Here is a 14,817-nt window from a genome sequence, read left to right as displayed (position 1 = left end):
ATGAATGCTGTTAAAAAAAGCCTGATATCGCTGCACCTAACTGTAATACTACTTGGCGGCACGGCACTATTTTCGCGCCTTGTCCCTCTAAGTGCTATTGATATCACGCTGATTCGCTCTGTATTCGCCTGTGTAGCGTTGTTCGCCTTTTTATTTCTCGCAAAAGATAAGGTGAAGCTACACTGCCGGCGTGATTATGCTATTGCCGTTGGTTTAGGCATACTGATGGCGCTGCACTGGGTAACGTATTTTGCTGCAATGCAATATGCCGGTGTATCTGTTGGAATGATTGCGCTTTTCACCTTTCCAGTAATAACCGTACTTATTGAGCCTTTGTTTGAAAAAACAGGGTTAGTCTGGCAAGACATAGTGTCTGCGCTTGCGGTTGTTGCTGGTGTATACCTCATAGTACCCGAGTCTACCCTTGAAAATGAGATAACACTTGGGGTGTTAATTGGTATCGCCTCGGCAGTGCTTTACGCCTTTAGAAACATTATTCACCGCAAACATTTCAAACAGTACAGCGGCGCGAAAGCAATGGCATGGCAAACACTCGTAATCTCGATTGTTATGTTACCAACAATAGGCAACAGTATTGCTCAAGCCTCAACACACGATTGGCTAATGCTGTTACTTTTAGGCACAGTATTTACCGCGCTTCCCCACGCATTAATTGCCGCAAGCTTACGTCACTTAAGAGCCAAAACATTTTCTCTTATTGCCTGCATGCAACCCCTTTACGGTGTTGCGCTTGCCATAGTTGTACTCGATGAAAGCCCAACCTTAAGCACGCTTATTGGTGGCATTCTTATAACGTCAGCCTCTGTTTATGAAACGCTTAATGCACATAAACTACATCAGGCTGATGATACCGATAAATAGGAGCGGTAATGCGAATTTTTGCCCATCGCGGTGCAAGTAAAGTAGCTCCTGAGAATACGATAAAAGCTTTCAAGGTTGCCTTTCAACTAGGTGCTGACGGAATAGAGTTTGATACCTATCAGCACGAAAGCGGCATTATTGTTTTTCACGATAGGCTATTGTTAAGGCGAGCTCGAAAAGCAGGTTATTTATTAGATACCCCGTGGACAGAATTATGCAAACTGGATATTGGCGAGGGCGAAAGAATTCCCACACTATCGGACAGTTTAAAGACGGTGCCACAAGGGCGATGGTGCAATATAGAAATAAAGCATCTTCACTGCGTTGACTCTTGGGTTAGAGAGGTAAAAAAAGCTGTTTTAAACAGTGATATCCAGCCGGAACATATTCTCGTTTCATCGTTTAACCATCATTGGCTGGCTGACATTTCAAAGCTATGGCCCGAAGTGAAAATTGGCGCTCTCACCGCAAGTTTTGAACTAGACTGCACGGCAAGTGCACGTGCGCTGAATGCATATTCAGTCAATATTGCGTTAGATGCAGTAGAAAAGGATTTTGTCGAAAAAGCGCGCTTGGACGGCTTCGACGTTTACGTCTATACCGTTGACGAACCTAGAGATATGAAACAGCTAGAAGCTTGGGGCGTTACAGGAATATTTACCAACGTGCCCGATATAGCGCTAGCGGTGCTAGCACCATAATTTTACTTCGCTTCGGTAGATAAGTGATTTGACAGAACAGTATTTTTGCAGCACTTGCATTGTCTGCAAAGGCGCATATTTAGCCAGTGACCGGTTACAATCAAAAAAGCGCCCAAGGCGATGGTAAACGGCTCGTATGACTCACCAAAAATGTCTTTAAACCAATAAATAACGCCACCGGTGAGTAGTAACACAAGGGGGTAAAGTCGGCCATGATAACGGGTTGCGCCACTGATTAAGGCAACTGCTCCCACAAGGATCGAGAAAGAAAGTATCGTTCTCTCAAACCATACTTGAGCAAAAAACGAAGATCCAATTAAGGGCAATAAGGGCACGAGCACAGGCAACGCCAAGCAATGCAACGCGCACAGACCAGACACCCAAATGCCTAGTTTGTCTAATTTCGCTGGATTGTCGTCAATTGGAGTCATGCAGACCTTTAAATAAAAAATACGCCAGAGACGTTATAATATAACAAAATAAGGGAAATGAAAAATCTCTTCTCATTAAACTTTTCTCAAACCGCTTAACTTTTTTATTTATGAGATTGTTAAAAAGGGTATTTTCCACACTCTTAATGACGCTTTAAAGTGCAGCGATAATAACGTTAATGCTTGCTACCTTGGTGATGAAATGAGGGTTTCGGTTGGAAAGGTGGCAATAAACTGCTCGCTACCATGAGATTCACGTTTTTGAGGGCAGTTTTTATTTGCAGCACAGCTACCTGAACTGTCGCTAGCATAAGGGGTGTTATCATGTTCCTCTTGAGCGGCAAAATAATCTGCCACCGACAACAGGTTAAATCCTTCTTCATCTAAATCTGGTAAATGTTGCTTTAAAAATGCAATGGTCTCAGGGTGTGGGTGTCCGATAACAACAACGTAGCCTGTTTGGTTGGCGACTTGCTTCATTTTCTTAAATTGTTTAGTTAAAAACGCCTTATCTCTGCGATGGTCTAAAAATACATGTCGGCTTGCATTAGGCACCCCTATTCGCTCGGCGACATCTTGAGCCTTGGTCGATACGGTTGTTCTACTGTCGACGAAAAAAAGCCCCTGACGTTTAACCTCTTTCATAAGCGCCTGCATTGCTTCTTCTCGGCCTGTAAATGCGCTTCCCATGTGGTTATTAATACCGATAGCATTAGGAACACTCTTGATTGCCTTGCGCAACGTAAAAGTTATTGCTGCTGGGAACATGTCGGTATGCAAACCTAGAGGGCCCATAAACTTGTTATTAGTAGCCTGCATTGGCATATGCAGCATAACCGGACGGCCTTCTTGTGACGCCTTTTGTGCAATGTGTTCAGACAGCGGCGCTTGGGGGAGAATAGAAAACGCAACCTCTTTAGGAAGTGAAAATGCGGCGATATCCGAGGGCCTGTATCCGAGGTCATCGAGTATGATAATGACACTGGGTTTCGCTGCAGCTAAATGGCTTGTGAAGCCACCTGCTAAAAGCAAGAAAAAAATGATAATAAAACGCACGAGTACTTAACCATATCCAATAAGGGTGATTGTTTTTATTTTTGTTTGGCTTTTTGTTTTGTAATGTCTTTTTAGTAATTTCTTTTTTTACTTCTTATTATGCAGTGGCGGAGACCGTGTTTCCCGGCAAACGTGAGGAACCTTGTTTTGCCCTCGGAAACCTTTTTTGTGCTCAGAAATATTTTGAAGCACCAAAATTTTTTTAGGTCGTTAAAGCACTTTTAATTATCAACATATCATTTATCAAAGAAGCATGTTATCAAAGTAACATGCCCTATTTTAATTTAAAAATGCAGTTGGGTTAATGGCTTTGCCTTTATGGCGAATTTCAAAGTAGAGATTCGGAAACTCTTGCCCCCCACTTCGCCCTACTAGCGCAATACGCTCCCCGCGCCTCACCTCGTCTCCGGCTTGCTTTAATAACGCCTGATTATGCCCGTAAACGCTCATGTAACCATCTCCGTGGTCGACAATAGAGACCAAACCGAAGCCTCGCAACCAGTCGGCATAAAGTACCTTGCCAGGGGCTATACTGTTTACTGGGTCGCCTTCTGCGCCATCAATCACAATACCTTTCCAACGTACCTGTCCTTGGCGTCGGTTGCCGAAGAGTTTGCGAATGCGGCCCTTAACCGGCGCGTCTAACTGCCCTTTCAATTTAGCCAACCCATCGAGAGTGATTGTGGCTTCGCGCGCAGCTCTTTCAGCGGCTATTCGCGCCTTTTCAATGGCATCAACTAACGCTTTTTCATTGGCTTTTAGTGAGGCTATTTTTTGGCTTTCAGACGCAATGGTTTTATTCAGTTTTTTGAGCGTGGCTTTACGGTCATTTTGGCGTGTAAGTAGTATGGCCCGTTGATTTTCTTGTTCGTCTTTAAGCTGTGCAAGTGCTTCAGCCTTTTCAACTAGTTCTTCATTTACTGTTTCGAGTCGTGCCACGTTATCGCGAAAGGTCTCGATTTCTTTTTGACGTGCTTTCGCAACGTACTTGTAATAGGTAATAACACGCTCGAAGGACTTTGCGTCATCTTGATAGAAAAGCATTTTGGCATAATCGTAATGACCGGCCATGAAGGCACTTTTTAATTGACTTGCTAATAAAGACTGTTGCTGTCGAATGGCTGACTTTAAGGTAGCCTGTTCTTTTTGCAGCGCGTTTTGCTCTTTTTCTACACGCTCTAGTGACTGTTTTGTGTTACTTAACGCCTTAGCTACTTTAGCAATCTCTAACTCAGACTGTTTAAGTACACCTTCTAGCTCATCAGCACTCGCCTTGCTGTTTTGCAGTACTTGCTGGCGAGCAACCAGCTCAGCTTGTAATTTAGCTAACCGCTCTTTTTGTTCAGACTGCGCTGCGTCTTGACCATAAACTGGCGTAGACAGGTGCATAAGCAGCCCAAGGAGTAAGGTAAAGAGTGAAGTTCGTAAAACCATAGAAGCGGTGAAGCCATCCTAAAAATCGAGGTTGCTTTTAACGCGTTAGCACGCAAGAGTATTTTCAGTGTATCTGAGCCGCTGTCATAATCCCAGTTCAATTTAGGCGTAATATCAACCAGCTAAACGAAATCGTAATGCCAAAGTGTATCGCAATAAACGGCAGGCTGGTTTCTCGTCAATTTTTCTATATACTTTGCACTCTTTTCAAGGTCTGTAGACAGGGTTAGCAGTAATGGATCAACTTATTGAATTTGCCAGCAACAACATTGTTCTTGCTGGTGTTTGGGTAGCGTTAGTGGGCATGTTGATATTCAGTTACGTCAGCGGGCTTACCTCATCGGTAAAAGAACTCAGTACCCACGAGGCAACATTATTGATAAATAAAGAAGATGCTGTGGTATTTGATATGCGTGCGGCGAAAGACTTTAACGCGGGGCACATTCTTGGCGCGAGACAGATTAAACCTGAAGAACTGCGCGAGAAAAATTTTAAGAAGCTTGAAAACAGTAAAGATAAGCCCATTATCGTAGTATGCGCTATGGGCAATCAAGCTCGTGGTACAGCAAGTGCGATGCAAAAAGATGGCTTCGCAAATGTTAATGTATTGAAAGGCGGGATGAATGCGTGGCAAAGCGCTAACTTACCCGTTTCAAAAAAGTAGGTAACCTTTTATGAGCAAAGTTGAACTTTACACCAAGCGCCACTGCCCATTCTGCCACCGAGCCATAGCGCTGCTAAAACAAAAGGGTGTGGAGTTTACTGAATATCCTATCGACGTGCAGCCAGAGCTTCGCGACGTTATGATAGAACGTGCAAATGGTGGCTGGACAGTACCGCAAATATTCATTGATGAACACCACGTTGGTGGCTGTGACGATATGATGGCTTTAGAAGCCGAACGTAAATTAGACCCTATGTTGGGTTTAGCATAAAGCGTCAGCGCGACAGCAACGCTATAAATTGAAATAAAACAACGAATAAATAGGAAATACCATGGCTGACGAAAATCAGACAAATAACGGTGCAGCTGCAGGCGAGCAAGCTCAGCAAGGACCACAGTTCAATATTCAACGCATTTACACAAAAGACATCTCTTTTGAATCGCCAAATGCACCGGCTATTTACACCAAAGAGTGGAAGCCAGAAATAAAGCTCGATATTGATACAAGTACGAATAAACTTGAAGAGAACGTATACGAAGTTGTGCTTTCAGTAACAGTTACCGCAACATTAGGCGAAGAAACTGCATTCCTTTGCGAAGTTCAGCAGGCGGGTATTTTTGCCATTGGCGAAATGCCAGATCAAAACAAAGCTCACACGTTGGGTTCTTTCTGCCCTAACATGCTTTTCCCTTATGCGCGTGAAACTATTTCTAACTTGGTCAACCGCGGTACATTCCCTCCGCTAAATCTTGCTCCAGTTAACTTTGACGCGATCTTTGCAGCTTATGTGCAAAAGCGTGCTCAGCAACAACAGCAAGGTCAAGCGCCTAAGATGGACGCGTAATAGGCGTGAGCATAAACTCGGTTTCTTTGCCCTCGGTTTCTGTGCCCTCAGTTTCTGTTTTAGGGGCGGGATCTTACGGCACCGCTCTGGCCTTTTGTCTTGCTAGAAATAATAATTCTACCTTGCTATGGGGTCGAGACAGCGTGCACATGAAGGCGTTGGCGCAGTCTCGAGAAAACGCGCGATATCTTCCTGGTGCAACGTTTCCTGATGCATTGCACGTAGATGCAAATTTGGAAAATGTCGTGGCCGCCAGTCAAGATATTTTGGTTGTTGTTCCTAGCCATGCATTTGCAGCTATGCTTACTAGCTTGAAACCGCTCCTGCAACCTCATCACCGAATTATTTGGGCAACCAAAGGGTTAGAGCCAAAAACAGGGCGCTTGCTGCGCGAAGTTGCCGAAGAAATTCTAGGCACGCACTATCCCCTAGCCGTTTTATCAGGCCCCACCTTTGCCAAAGAGATGGTAGCGGGATTGCCAACAGCTATTTCGCTTTCATCCACCGATGATACGTTTGCAGATGAGTTTGCCGCGAAGCTCCATTGCGCAAAGTCGTTTAGAGTGTATAAAAACTCAGACTTTACCGGCGTACAGCTTGGCGGAGCAGTTAAGAATGTTATTGCTATCGGCGCAGGATTGGCCGACGGTCTGGGTTTTGGTGCCAATGCGCGAACCGCGTTGATTACACGAGGTCTAGCTGAGCTTACCCGCTTGGGCGTAAAACTTGGTGCGAATCCCGAAACATTTATGGGCATGGCCGGTCTTGGCGATCTGGTGTTAACCTGTACAGACAATCAATCTCGAAACAGACGTTTTGGGCTTGCATTAGGTCAAGGCAAAACCGTCGATGTGGCTATTGACGAAATTGGTCAAGTGGTTGAAGGGTACCGCAACACAGAAGAAGTACATATATTGTCGGAAAAAGTGGGCGTTGAGATGCCCATCTGCGAGCAAATTTATGCAGTCCTTTACCACGACAAAAACCCGAAAGAAGCTGCCCTTGCGCTTTTAGGGCGAGACTTACGAAACGAGGGCTAGATTGGTAGACGCCTTGCGCGCAGCCTATCTTGCCCCTTCATACCCCATTTGACGCCAGCTTTCATAAACGAACACAGATACGGCGTTGGATAAGTTCATACTGCGACTATCTGGCAACATTGGAATTCTCACTCGCTGCCCTTCAGGAAGCGACTGAATAAAGTCATCGGGTAACCCTCTAGTTTCGGGGCCAAATATCAACGCATCACCTTTTTTATATTTCACGTCGCTATGGAACGCTTTACCTTTTGTGGTACATGCAAAAATTCTTGTCGGTTTTGCATCTTCAATATAAGCATCTAAATTCGCATGGCGCTTCACGTGGGCAAACTCATGGTAATCGAGACCTGCACGACGCACACGCTTATCGTCCCACTCAAAACCTAACGGCTCTATAAGGTGCAAAGCGAAACCGCTGTTAGCACACAAACGAATGATGTTTCCTGTGTTTGGCGGTATTTCAGGTTGATAAAGTACAATGTCGAACATGCTAAGCTTCTATTTTTATATTAACTGAGTAAGGCAGCACTAGCGTTCGCTTGGAACCAGTGCTTTCAAGGCATTTATGATATCACGCGCCGTTTGATAAACCGTGGGATAAATAGTCACATAATCGTATTAATGTGGGCTCTCTCAATGCGTCAGACTCTGTAAATAGCTCGTGATATGCGCGCGGAACAATTTCAAGTTCAGCATTTGGCATATTTTGTACAACTCGTCGCTGGCGCTTATTGTCAATAATACTGTCACCATCAGCACTAAATACTAACATGGGAGTAGTAATAGCCTTGGCGCTATCTTCTATTTTGTGCATTGCCTCGTGAGCCGCGCACAGCCACTCCGTGGTTACCCCTCCCAACTGAATGTCTTGTTCTTCATCGTAGAGGGTTCTAAAAAGTGCGTAGCGAGTTTTACTATGAGTGAGCTTATTGAGCGAATATGGAAAAGCTATGTAAGGGGTTTGACCGAAAAAGTAGCCCGACTGCTGCTTTTTCATTCTGTTTACTGCCAGCCCAGTCCGAATCAACCCATTAGCTACCCAGTTAGGAAGAGCTGGCTTGATACCAAACATAGGTGAGGCAAGAACGGCTCTAGAAAAAAGCGTTGGAGCGCGTAGCAGTGTCAATGCTCCTATTGCGCCCCCCATGGAATGGCAAACTAACTGTAGCTCGCCCTGCTGCTTGGGCTTAACTATGTTGTTTACAAAGGTGATGAGGTCGTCAACGTAATCATCAAAACTATCAACATACCCGTGCTGCGGGTCGTGAGTCAGTCGGTCTGACAGCCCTTGTCCACGGTGATCAAGGATGAATACCGCGAAGCCATTTTGATATAAATCGAAAATAAACTCTTTATATTTCAGGTATGACTCTATGCGGCCGGAGCTAATTACTACGGTAGAACGAGGGTACTCGGGAATACAAAATGCATAGCGTATAGAAAACCCTTCATGGCCTTTAAACGCACCTTCTGTTACATGCTCTTGCCAGAACGGATTAATCATAGTGGCAAAGGTAGTCGCCAAATTGTTCTCAGACGTGAACGTCCAATCCATGATACCAGCCTTGATATGGTCATTAATGCTTAGATAATAACTAAAAACCCCGTCACATTACCAACCTGCTTTGCAGATTTTATTACTGGGCAAGGTTCACCGTTTTTACATTTACATAGCTAGCCGAAGAGTTACGGTAAATTCAAAGGTAACGAGAGTGTTACTTTAAGTCCTTTTCCTTCAAGTGGCGCAGCCTTAATAACGCCGTTATGCAACTCAACCGCGGCCTTTGCAATAGAGAGCCCTAAACCTACTCCACCCGATTCTCGCTCCCTTGCCGCTGAAGCACGGTAGAATGGTGAAAATATTTGTTCACAGTCTTCTAGTGATAAACCGTCGCCATCGTCACTTATTTCTATGTGCCAATGCGTATCATCTTGTTCAAATGCCACAGTGGTGAGGTATTTACTGTGTCGAATGGCGTTTCTCAGCACATTTTCTACAGCCCTACAAAGCATATGGCTGTCAACCAACACTGATAGCGTTGGGATAGTGGCAATGCGAAGCTGCTTGTTAGAGTTTGCGGCTTCAAAATTAGCATCTGTAAATACTTCATTTAAAACATCAGATAAAAATGCTTTTTTCAGCGACGCTTGACCTGCTTCTGCGCGGCTTAAGGTAAGCAGTTGGCCTACCAATGCTTCCATTCGGTTAGCCTCTCGCTCGACACGCATGAGTGTGTCAGGGTCGACATTTTGCTGATATGCCAACCCTAGCGCCATTTGCAGCCTAGCGAGTGGTGAGCGAAGTTCGTGAGATACATCTGCCAACAACCGTTTTTGCGCCCCCCCACATTGACTCGAGCTTCTCTGCCATGATGTTAAAATCTCGCGCAAGCTGTCCAAGCTCATCATATCTTTTTGAGGCGTGACCAACTCGGGTATTCCATTGTCCGTTGGCAAGTTTCTTCGCAGAACTTTGGATGTGTAAAATCGGCGTTGTTAACGAACGGGCAAACAACCAGCTCAGAATACTGGTGGTGATTATTGCTATAGAAAGCAAAAGTAAAAAAGAGGGCTTATTTTCTGCAGCGCGATCTAACTTCACTGTAAACAATGCGTATTGTTTATTGGCATAGTTAAAAAGCATGGGGCCAGAATACTTTATGGGTCCTCGCTTAATCGCAATTGCCGTCTCTTGCCCAATTAATTTTTGCATTGCCTTAGCGTCTTTGTCTCGAACTGGTGCGCCTGGAGGGGTAATTATTTGCTTATTTTCGGTATTAATCGCAACTAAGCGACCGCGAGTTTCTCGTTCAAGGCGGTTAAGCAGTTTCACTAACGGGATAGTCTGCCTTCTTTCCCGCTCCAACCGAGTTACCGACGCAGATAAAGTTCGAACATCTTGGGGGGTAATATCAACCACTTCCAACTCTTCAAAAAAGAATCGTGTACCCACGATAGCCAATGCCGCGGTAACTATAAATGTGGCCCAAAACCACAAAAATATTCGCCCCATAATAGCGCGAGTTGGATTTAACTTTTTCAGCATACCGCTACTCCGACAGCAACATATACCCTACGCCCCTCAAGGTTTTAATTTTATCGCCAGGCGTAGCGGCAGAGATTTTCTTACGCAAATTGCTCACATGCATATCGACACTTCTATCGAATGCCTGCAGAGGCTTTCCAAGCACTTTTAAGCTAATTTGCTCTTTTGTCACTCGCTGTGAAGCATTCAGCATAAGCAGGCGAAGGATCATGAACTCTATTGTTGTAAGATCTAAATCCACGTCGTTCACTTTCACCTTCTGACTACTCGGGCTTAGGAATATTTCGTTTATGAGGATGTCCTGCTCTGCACCGCCGCCATTTGCAGATAACGTATGACGACGCACAATTGCCTTAATTCTCGCCACAAGTTCGCGATGATTGAAAGGTTTGGGCAGGTAATCATCGGCACCTAATTCAAGGCCAAGAATACGGTCGTAGTCATCGCCGCGGGCGGTAAGCATCAGCACCGGAGTAGTATGGCTTGCTCTCAATTTTTGAAGCACGTCAAAGCCGTCCATTTTAGGCATCATTACATCCAGCAAAATGAGGTCGTAGTGATGCCCAGAAATAGCTTCTGAAAGCCCAGCTTCACCATCATCTTTAACGGTTACTCGATACCCCATCCCAGAGAGGTAAGACGACAACATATCTGTAAGTTCTTTGTCGTCATCAATTACCAACACAGACTGTAAATGGAAGTCATTATTCATCAAAATATACTCTTTAGCCTTTCAATGCCTTTCCTACAGGTTAAAAACGAAAAGGTTTGATTTAAAAGTTGATACGTCATCTCTTGTAGGTGAAACACTATATCCTTTTGAAGCTTTACCGTCTTTCTATAGAGCTGCCTTTACACAAGCTTTACACTTTGCTGACGGATTTGCGCGCAGTAAAAGACTAATCTCATATTGTCGAAACAAAAGGAGACGATTATGAAAAAGCTACTTATTGCTTCAGCGATTATTGCAACAGTAGGCATTGGCAGCTTTGCCTATGCCAAGCCACACGGCAGCGAGATGCATCACCATGATACAGTGAAATCTTCAGTTAAAAACATGGTTAAACAATTGCGTGGGCTTTCTCTCACTGACGCGCAAAAAGACGAAGTTAAGTCACTCATTGCAACCTTTAAAGAAGAGACAGCGAACTCTAGAAGAGCAAGAAAGGAAGATAGAAAACACAATGGGTTTGATAGGCAGGCGCTTGTTGAGGCAACCGACGCAGAGCTTATCGAAATTATTAAGCAGCGCATTGCCAAGCAGACGAAAAAGCACCTCGCAGTGGCCGCGCTATAACACGATATATTTAATGTATTGACCGCTGAGCAACAGGCGACACTCAATCAGCGTCATCAAGCGTTCAAAGAAAAGCGAGAGGATATGCGACAGGAAATGCTTACTAGTGCCCGTGAAAGGCGTGGTGGCTCTTACCAAGAGCGTCACGACAGTTATGAAGGGCAAAGACGCGGGTCTGCTCATGATTTTGCTCATGATTTTCCTTATAGACCAGCGCAAAATATGGACATTGAATTCTTTGATAACATTACACTCTCAGAAGAACAAAAAGCGGCGATAGCTGATATTCGTGAGACGCAAAAAGAAAACCGCGCCTTACATCGAGAAACGTTTAAAGCATTTAAACACGCTCAGCGTGAGTTGATAAAAAGTGATAACTTTACTGAGGAAGCGTTCCTCGCGATTGCCGCTCAATATGAGGATGAATTAGTTTCTGCAGCTTTAGACAAGGTTAAATCTAAAAAAGCTATGCTTGCGGTTTTAACCGACGACCAAAAAAATGCGTTAAAAAGCAATAGACGAGAAGCCCGAGGATTGATGGAGTTACTAAACTAACTGCATGGCACCCGTACTTTTCAGACTTCATTTAAATTATTGAAAGTAAAAAGCAAGTAGCCGAGTTAACGCTCGGCTATTTAACGTTTTGCTGCCTAAAAACTTGGCTTCACTGGTTTGTAATCGGGTGATAGAAACAGCGGGGAAGTAATGATTAAATCAGCAGTTGCCGGTGTACAGGCCACAGGCACATTCCAAACCGAGCATAACCTCAGCAGAGCTTTCACATCAGGATCGTGAGGGGCTGCATTTAGCGGGTCCCAAAAGAAGAATAATGCATCGAGTTTATTTTCTGCGATTAGCGCGCCAATTTGCTGGTCGCCACCTAAAGGCCCACTTTTAAAACGCTGTACCTCAAGCCCGGTTTCATCGGCTACTAAGCCTCCGGTTGTTCCAGTAGCAACCAGATGACACTGCTCTAATACGTTTTGATGTTGTTTAGCCCAAACCAATAATTCAGGTTTCTTGTGATCATGGGCCACTAGCGCCAGTGTTAGCTTACTCATTACCAGATTTGCCTTTTATTTTGAAAAACGGTTTAACTGCGTTCATTACTCCATAGAAAGTGTACAGCGTACTTGCATGTTTAAGAAGCAAAATTCAGCAAAGTTATTTTTGTATAAATATTCATAAGGGCGTGAAAAGTTGTCAAACATCTGTAACAGTTTGCAATGTAATATATGAATTAGCTTATCTACCTGCTCTTTCGGGTCGTAAGATGAATAAAAATAAAATATTTATACATTAATATTGCATATAAATTCAAAATAGGTACACTTATCCACGGTTAAAGCATACGCACTTTTTTAAAAGTGACGTAAGACAGGAATTAATGATGACAACATCAACTCACGTGGTGTTTTTTAAGGCAAACCGCGTAACAAAGTTTACCTCCCCCCTGGCTAGCTACACGTTGCATAGCGAGCGACGACACTCGTTCTAATCTATGCTTTTGCAGTAGCACACTTTTTACCTTTGTAATGTGGTCGAGGTTAGGCAATAGACGCCCAATCAGTTTACAAAGGTAAAAAGTGATTTTTTTCCTTTATTTTGAATAAATTTATTATGTATAACGTTTCAATTATTGGTGCCAGTGGTTACACAGGGGCACAACTTGTCCAATTAGTTCAGCAGCACCCTGAACTCGTGCTCAAGGGTACATATGTTTCATCAAACAGCGCCGATGCACATAAGTCTATTGGTGAACTGCATGGAAACCTCGCCCACGTCGACGCAACTCTGCTTCCTATTAACGATGAAGTACTAGAGACGCTGGCTAATAGTGTGGACTTTATATTTTTGGCTACTCCCCATGAGGCAAGCCACGACTGGATGCCCATACTCACTTCGGGTTCCGCAAAGGTGCTCGATTTATCAGGTGCATTCAGGCTAAAAGACACCCAGGTGTTCGAAGATTTTTATGGATTTCCTCATTTACAAAAAGACAGCTTAGAACAAGCGGTTTACGGCTTAGCCGAATGGTATTGTTCAGATATTCAGCCGGCAAAAATTATCGCGGTGCCAGGCTGCTACCCAACGGCCAGCTTAACGGCACTCAAGCCTCTGTGTGAAAACCAGTTGCTAGACAAAGCGGTACGCCCTGTTATTAATGCCGTATCGGGTGTGTCGGGTGCGGGTAGAAAAGCGAATTTAACCACCAGCTTTTTTGAAGTCAGTTTGCACGCTTATGGCGTGCTAGGTCATCGTCATACCCCAGAAATTGAAGCCTATTTAGGCACGCCTGTTATATTCACTCCCCACTTAGGTAATTTTAAGCGCGGTATTCTTGCTACCATCACTGTGAAAGTGAAACCTGGCATAAAGCAAGCCCAACTTGATGAAGTGTATAAAGCTGCCTATGCTGATAAGCCTATTGTTCGTTTGCGCAACAGCTTCCCGAAAATCGATGATGTTGCGCACTCGCCGTTCGTCGATTTGCATTGGAAGCTTGATGAGGCTTCAGGCTATGCCGTTATCACTTCAGCAATTGACAACGTAATGAAAGGCGCTGCGTCGCAGGCTATTCAGTGCGTGAACATTATGACCAAACAGCCAGTAGAAACAGGGTTAGTACTATGAGCCGTTCCCCCATTGTCATAAAAGTTGGCGGCGCATTGTTAGATGACGCGCCAGCAATGACACGATTATTTTTGAGTATAAAGGAAGTACAAAAAAGTCGACACGTTGTGGTGGTGCACGGCGGTGGACCATTAGTTGAGACACTTATGGCAAGTCTTGGGTTAAGCAGTACTAAGATAGACGGGCTTAGGGTAACGCCAGATGAGCACATGCCTTACATTTGTGGTGCATTGGCAGGCTCGGCCAACAAGCAACTATGTGCAGCCGCTTTGGCAACAGGGTTAACACCTGTTGGCTTATCCCTTCTTGATGGCAATATGGTGGTGTGTAAGCCGTTGGCAGACAAATACGGTGCCGTTGGCGCACCTGCAACTGCTGATGCCACGTTTCTAAAAAGCATATTGGCCCAGTCTGTCCTTCCGGTTATTAGTTCAATAGGTTCAAGTGCACAGGGACGACTGCTCAATATTAACGCCGATCAAGCCGCAACAGTCATTGCCGAATTACTCGACGCCGAGCTGTTGCTGCTATCCAACGTTGATGGAGTGCTTGATGCTAACAAAGCACTCATTCCAGCTTTAGATGCACATGCCATTACGCAACACGCGAATAACGGCGTGATAACTGATGGCATGAAGGTGAAAGTAGATGCGGCTTTGCAGTCAGCTCAAACGCTAGCCCGTGCGGTATATATTGCGAGCTGGACCGCCGACATAGCAGACATACTCAATAAAAATACGGGTACACAAATTTTACCCAACGAGATAGCGCCAGTATAAGGCGTCTC

At 44.5% G+C, this 14,817-nt stretch carries 19 protein-coding genes; 10 read left to right on the top strand and 9 right to left on the bottom strand.

The features are described 5' to 3' along the window. Positions 1-882 (top strand): DMT family transporter, encoded by an 882-nt coding sequence (locus CW735_RS02155; protein ID WP_071978500.1) that lies wholly within the window; start codon positions 1-3, stop codon positions 880-882. A gap of 8 nt (positions 883-890) precedes the next feature. Beyond that, entirely contained in the window at positions 891-1,583 is a 693-nt protein-coding gene (locus CW735_RS02150; RefSeq protein WP_071978499.1) for a glycerophosphodiester phosphodiesterase, read from the top strand. A gap of 2 nt (positions 1,584-1,585) precedes the next feature. Here CW735_RS02150 and CW735_RS02145 read toward each other — a convergent pair whose 3' ends face one another. The 3 genes from CW735_RS02145 to CW735_RS02135 all read right to left on the bottom strand — a co-directional run bounded on the left by CW735_RS02145 (position 1,586) and on the right by CW735_RS02135 (position 4,459). After that, a complete protein-coding gene (locus CW735_RS02145) occupies positions 1,586-2,014 on the bottom strand; it encodes a MerC domain-containing protein (RefSeq protein WP_071978498.1) in 429 nt (142 codons plus the stop codon). A 186-nt stretch (positions 2,015-2,200) separates the two neighbouring features. Next, a complete protein-coding gene (locus CW735_RS02140; protein ID WP_083595174.1) occupies positions 2,201-3,070 on the bottom strand; it encodes a divergent polysaccharide deacetylase family protein in 870 nt (289 codons plus the stop codon). 279 nt (positions 3,071-3,349) lie between these two features. Then, entirely contained in the window at positions 3,350-4,459 is a 1,110-nt protein-coding gene (locus tag CW735_RS02135) for a murein hydrolase activator EnvC family protein (RefSeq protein ID WP_232368413.1), read from the bottom strand. A 280-nt stretch (positions 4,460-4,739) separates the two neighbouring features. On the opposite strand from CW735_RS02135, the gene CW735_RS02130 reads away from it, so the two are divergent. The 4 genes from CW735_RS02130 to gpsA all read left to right on the top strand — a co-directional run bounded on the left by CW735_RS02130 (position 4,740) and on the right by gpsA (position 7,053). After that, on the top strand, positions 4,740-5,168 hold the full coding sequence (locus tag CW735_RS02130) for a rhodanese-like domain-containing protein (RefSeq protein ID WP_071978497.1): 429 nt from the start codon (positions 4,740-4,742) through the stop codon (positions 5,166-5,168). Between the two features lie 10 nt (positions 5,169-5,178). Further along, the gene (gene grxC / locus CW735_RS02125; protein ID WP_071978496.1) at positions 5,179-5,439 is read left to right on the top strand and encodes a glutaredoxin 3; all 261 of its coding nucleotides are present in this window, start codon (positions 5,179-5,181) and stop codon (positions 5,437-5,439) included. Between the two features lie 61 nt (positions 5,440-5,500). Next, positions 5,501-6,013, top strand: coding sequence for a protein-export chaperone SecB (gene secB, locus CW735_RS02120; protein ID WP_071978495.1), 513 nt, complete (start codon positions 5,501-5,503; stop codon positions 6,011-6,013). 26 nt (positions 6,014-6,039) lie between these two features. Then, positions 6,040-7,053 carry an NAD(P)H-dependent glycerol-3-phosphate dehydrogenase gene (gene gpsA, locus CW735_RS02115; protein WP_442855908.1) on the top strand — a complete coding sequence of 338 codons (1,014 nt, stop codon included), beginning with the start codon at positions 6,040-6,042 and terminating at the stop codon, positions 7,051-7,053. 24 nt (positions 7,054-7,077) lie between these two features. Here the strand turns inward: gpsA and trmL are convergent, their stop codons facing one another. From trmL to CW735_RS02095, 5 genes are all read right to left on the bottom strand, one after another. Next, positions 7,078-7,542 (bottom strand): tRNA (uridine(34)/cytosine(34)/5-carboxymethylaminomethyluridine(34)-2'-O)-methyltransferase TrmL, encoded by a 465-nt coding sequence (gene trmL / locus CW735_RS02110; protein WP_071978494.1) that lies wholly within the window; start codon positions 7,540-7,542, stop codon positions 7,078-7,080. 82 nt (positions 7,543-7,624) lie between these two features. Next, complete coding sequence (locus CW735_RS02105; protein WP_071978493.1) at positions 7,625-8,608, bottom strand: alpha/beta fold hydrolase; 984 nt, start codon at positions 8,606-8,608, stop codon at positions 7,625-7,627. 131 nt (positions 8,609-8,739) lie between these two features. Next, positions 8,740-9,378, bottom strand: a complete 639-nt coding sequence (locus CW735_RS19805; RefSeq protein ID WP_232230553.1) for an ATP-binding protein — start codon at positions 9,376-9,378, stop codon at positions 8,740-8,742. Then, complete coding sequence (locus tag CW735_RS19800; protein ID WP_232230552.1) at positions 9,338-10,099, bottom strand: HAMP domain-containing protein; 762 nt, start codon at positions 10,097-10,099, stop codon at positions 9,338-9,340. The genes CW735_RS19805 and CW735_RS19800 overlap by 41 nt, the downstream gene beginning before the upstream one ends. A gap of 4 nt (positions 10,100-10,103) precedes the next feature. Further along, the gene (locus tag CW735_RS02095; RefSeq protein WP_071978492.1) at positions 10,104-10,811 is read right to left on the bottom strand and encodes a response regulator transcription factor; all 708 of its coding nucleotides are present in this window, start codon (positions 10,809-10,811) and stop codon (positions 10,104-10,106) included. Positions 10,812-11,033: 222 nt separating this feature from the next. On the opposite strand from CW735_RS02095, the gene CW735_RS02090 reads away from it, so the two are divergent. Both CW735_RS02090 and CW735_RS02085 read left to right on the top strand, forming a co-directional pair. Then, complete coding sequence (locus tag CW735_RS02090) at positions 11,034-11,396, top strand: Spy/CpxP family protein refolding chaperone (protein WP_100970833.1); 363 nt, start codon at positions 11,034-11,036, stop codon at positions 11,394-11,396. 18 nt (positions 11,397-11,414) lie between these two features. Next, positions 11,415-11,951, top strand: a complete 537-nt coding sequence (locus tag CW735_RS02085) for a Spy/CpxP family protein refolding chaperone (protein ID WP_157812635.1) — start codon at positions 11,415-11,417, stop codon at positions 11,949-11,951. Positions 11,952-12,046: 95 nt separating this feature from the next. On the opposite strand, the gene CW735_RS02080 is transcribed toward CW735_RS02085, so the two are convergent. Continuing rightward, positions 12,047-12,457 carry a methylglyoxal synthase gene (locus tag CW735_RS02080; protein ID WP_071978490.1) on the bottom strand — a complete coding sequence of 137 codons (411 nt, stop codon included), beginning with the start codon at positions 12,455-12,457 and terminating at the stop codon, positions 12,047-12,049. A gap of 559 nt (positions 12,458-13,016) precedes the next feature. Between CW735_RS02080 and argC the strand changes: the two genes are divergently transcribed. Beyond that, complete coding sequence (gene argC / locus CW735_RS02075) at positions 13,017-14,030, top strand: N-acetyl-gamma-glutamyl-phosphate reductase (RefSeq protein ID WP_071978489.1); 1,014 nt, start codon at positions 13,017-13,019, stop codon at positions 14,028-14,030. Further along, positions 14,027-14,809, top strand: a complete 783-nt coding sequence (argB, locus tag CW735_RS02070) for an acetylglutamate kinase (protein WP_071978488.1) — start codon at positions 14,027-14,029, stop codon at positions 14,807-14,809. Before argC ends, argB begins: the two co-directional genes overlap by 4 nt. The last annotated feature ends 8 nt before the right edge of the window (positions 14,810-14,817 follow it).

It is taken from the genome of Alteromonas sp. MB-3u-76 (genome assembly GCF_002831605.1).
Lineage (GTDB): Bacteria > Pseudomonadota > Gammaproteobacteria > Enterobacterales > Alteromonadaceae > Alteromonas > Alteromonas hispanica.
Note: the sequence above shows the minus strand (reverse complement) of the source record. Positions and strands in the feature narration are given on the sequence as shown.

Coding starts and splice junctions, on each gene's coding strand:
- CW735_RS02155 (WP_071978500.1), top strand. CDS start 1: ATGAATGCTGTTAAAAAAAGCCTGATATCGCTGCACCTAACTGTAATA.
- CW735_RS02150 (WP_071978499.1), top strand. CDS start 891: ATGCGAATTTTTGCCCATCGCGGTGCAAGTAAAGTAGCTCCTGAGAAT.
- CW735_RS02145 (WP_071978498.1), bottom strand. CDS start 2,014: ATGACTCCAATTGACGACAATCCAGCGAAATTAGACAAACTAGGCATT.
- CW735_RS02135 (WP_232368413.1), bottom strand. CDS start 4,459: ATGCACCTGTCTACGCCAGTTTATGGTCAAGACGCAGCGCAGTCTGAA.
- CW735_RS02130 (WP_071978497.1), top strand. CDS start 4,740: ATGGATCAACTTATTGAATTTGCCAGCAACAACATTGTTCTTGCTGGT.
- grxC (WP_071978496.1), top strand. CDS start 5,179: ATGAGCAAAGTTGAACTTTACACCAAGCGCCACTGCCCATTCTGCCAC.
- secB (WP_071978495.1), top strand. CDS start 5,501: ATGGCTGACGAAAATCAGACAAATAACGGTGCAGCTGCAGGCGAGCAA.
- trmL (WP_071978494.1), bottom strand. CDS start 7,542: ATGTTCGACATTGTACTTTATCAACCTGAAATACCGCCAAACACAGGA.
- CW735_RS02105 (WP_071978493.1), bottom strand. CDS start 8,608: ATGGATTGGACGTTCACGTCTGAGAACAATTTGGCGACTACCTTTGCC.
- CW735_RS19800 (WP_232230552.1), bottom strand. CDS start 10,099: ATGCTGAAAAAGTTAAATCCAACTCGCGCTATTATGGGGCGAATATTT.
- CW735_RS02095 (WP_071978492.1), bottom strand. CDS start 10,811: ATGAATAATGACTTCCATTTACAGTCTGTGTTGGTAATTGATGACGAC.
- CW735_RS02090 (WP_100970833.1), top strand. CDS start 11,034: ATGAAAAAGCTACTTATTGCTTCAGCGATTATTGCAACAGTAGGCATT.
- CW735_RS02080 (WP_071978490.1), bottom strand. CDS start 12,457: ATGAGTAAGCTAACACTGGCGCTAGTGGCCCATGATCACAAGAAACCT.
- argC (WP_071978489.1), top strand. CDS start 13,017: ATGTATAACGTTTCAATTATTGGTGCCAGTGGTTACACAGGGGCACAA.
- argB (WP_071978488.1), top strand. CDS start 14,027: ATGAGCCGTTCCCCCATTGTCATAAAAGTTGGCGGCGCATTGTTAGAT.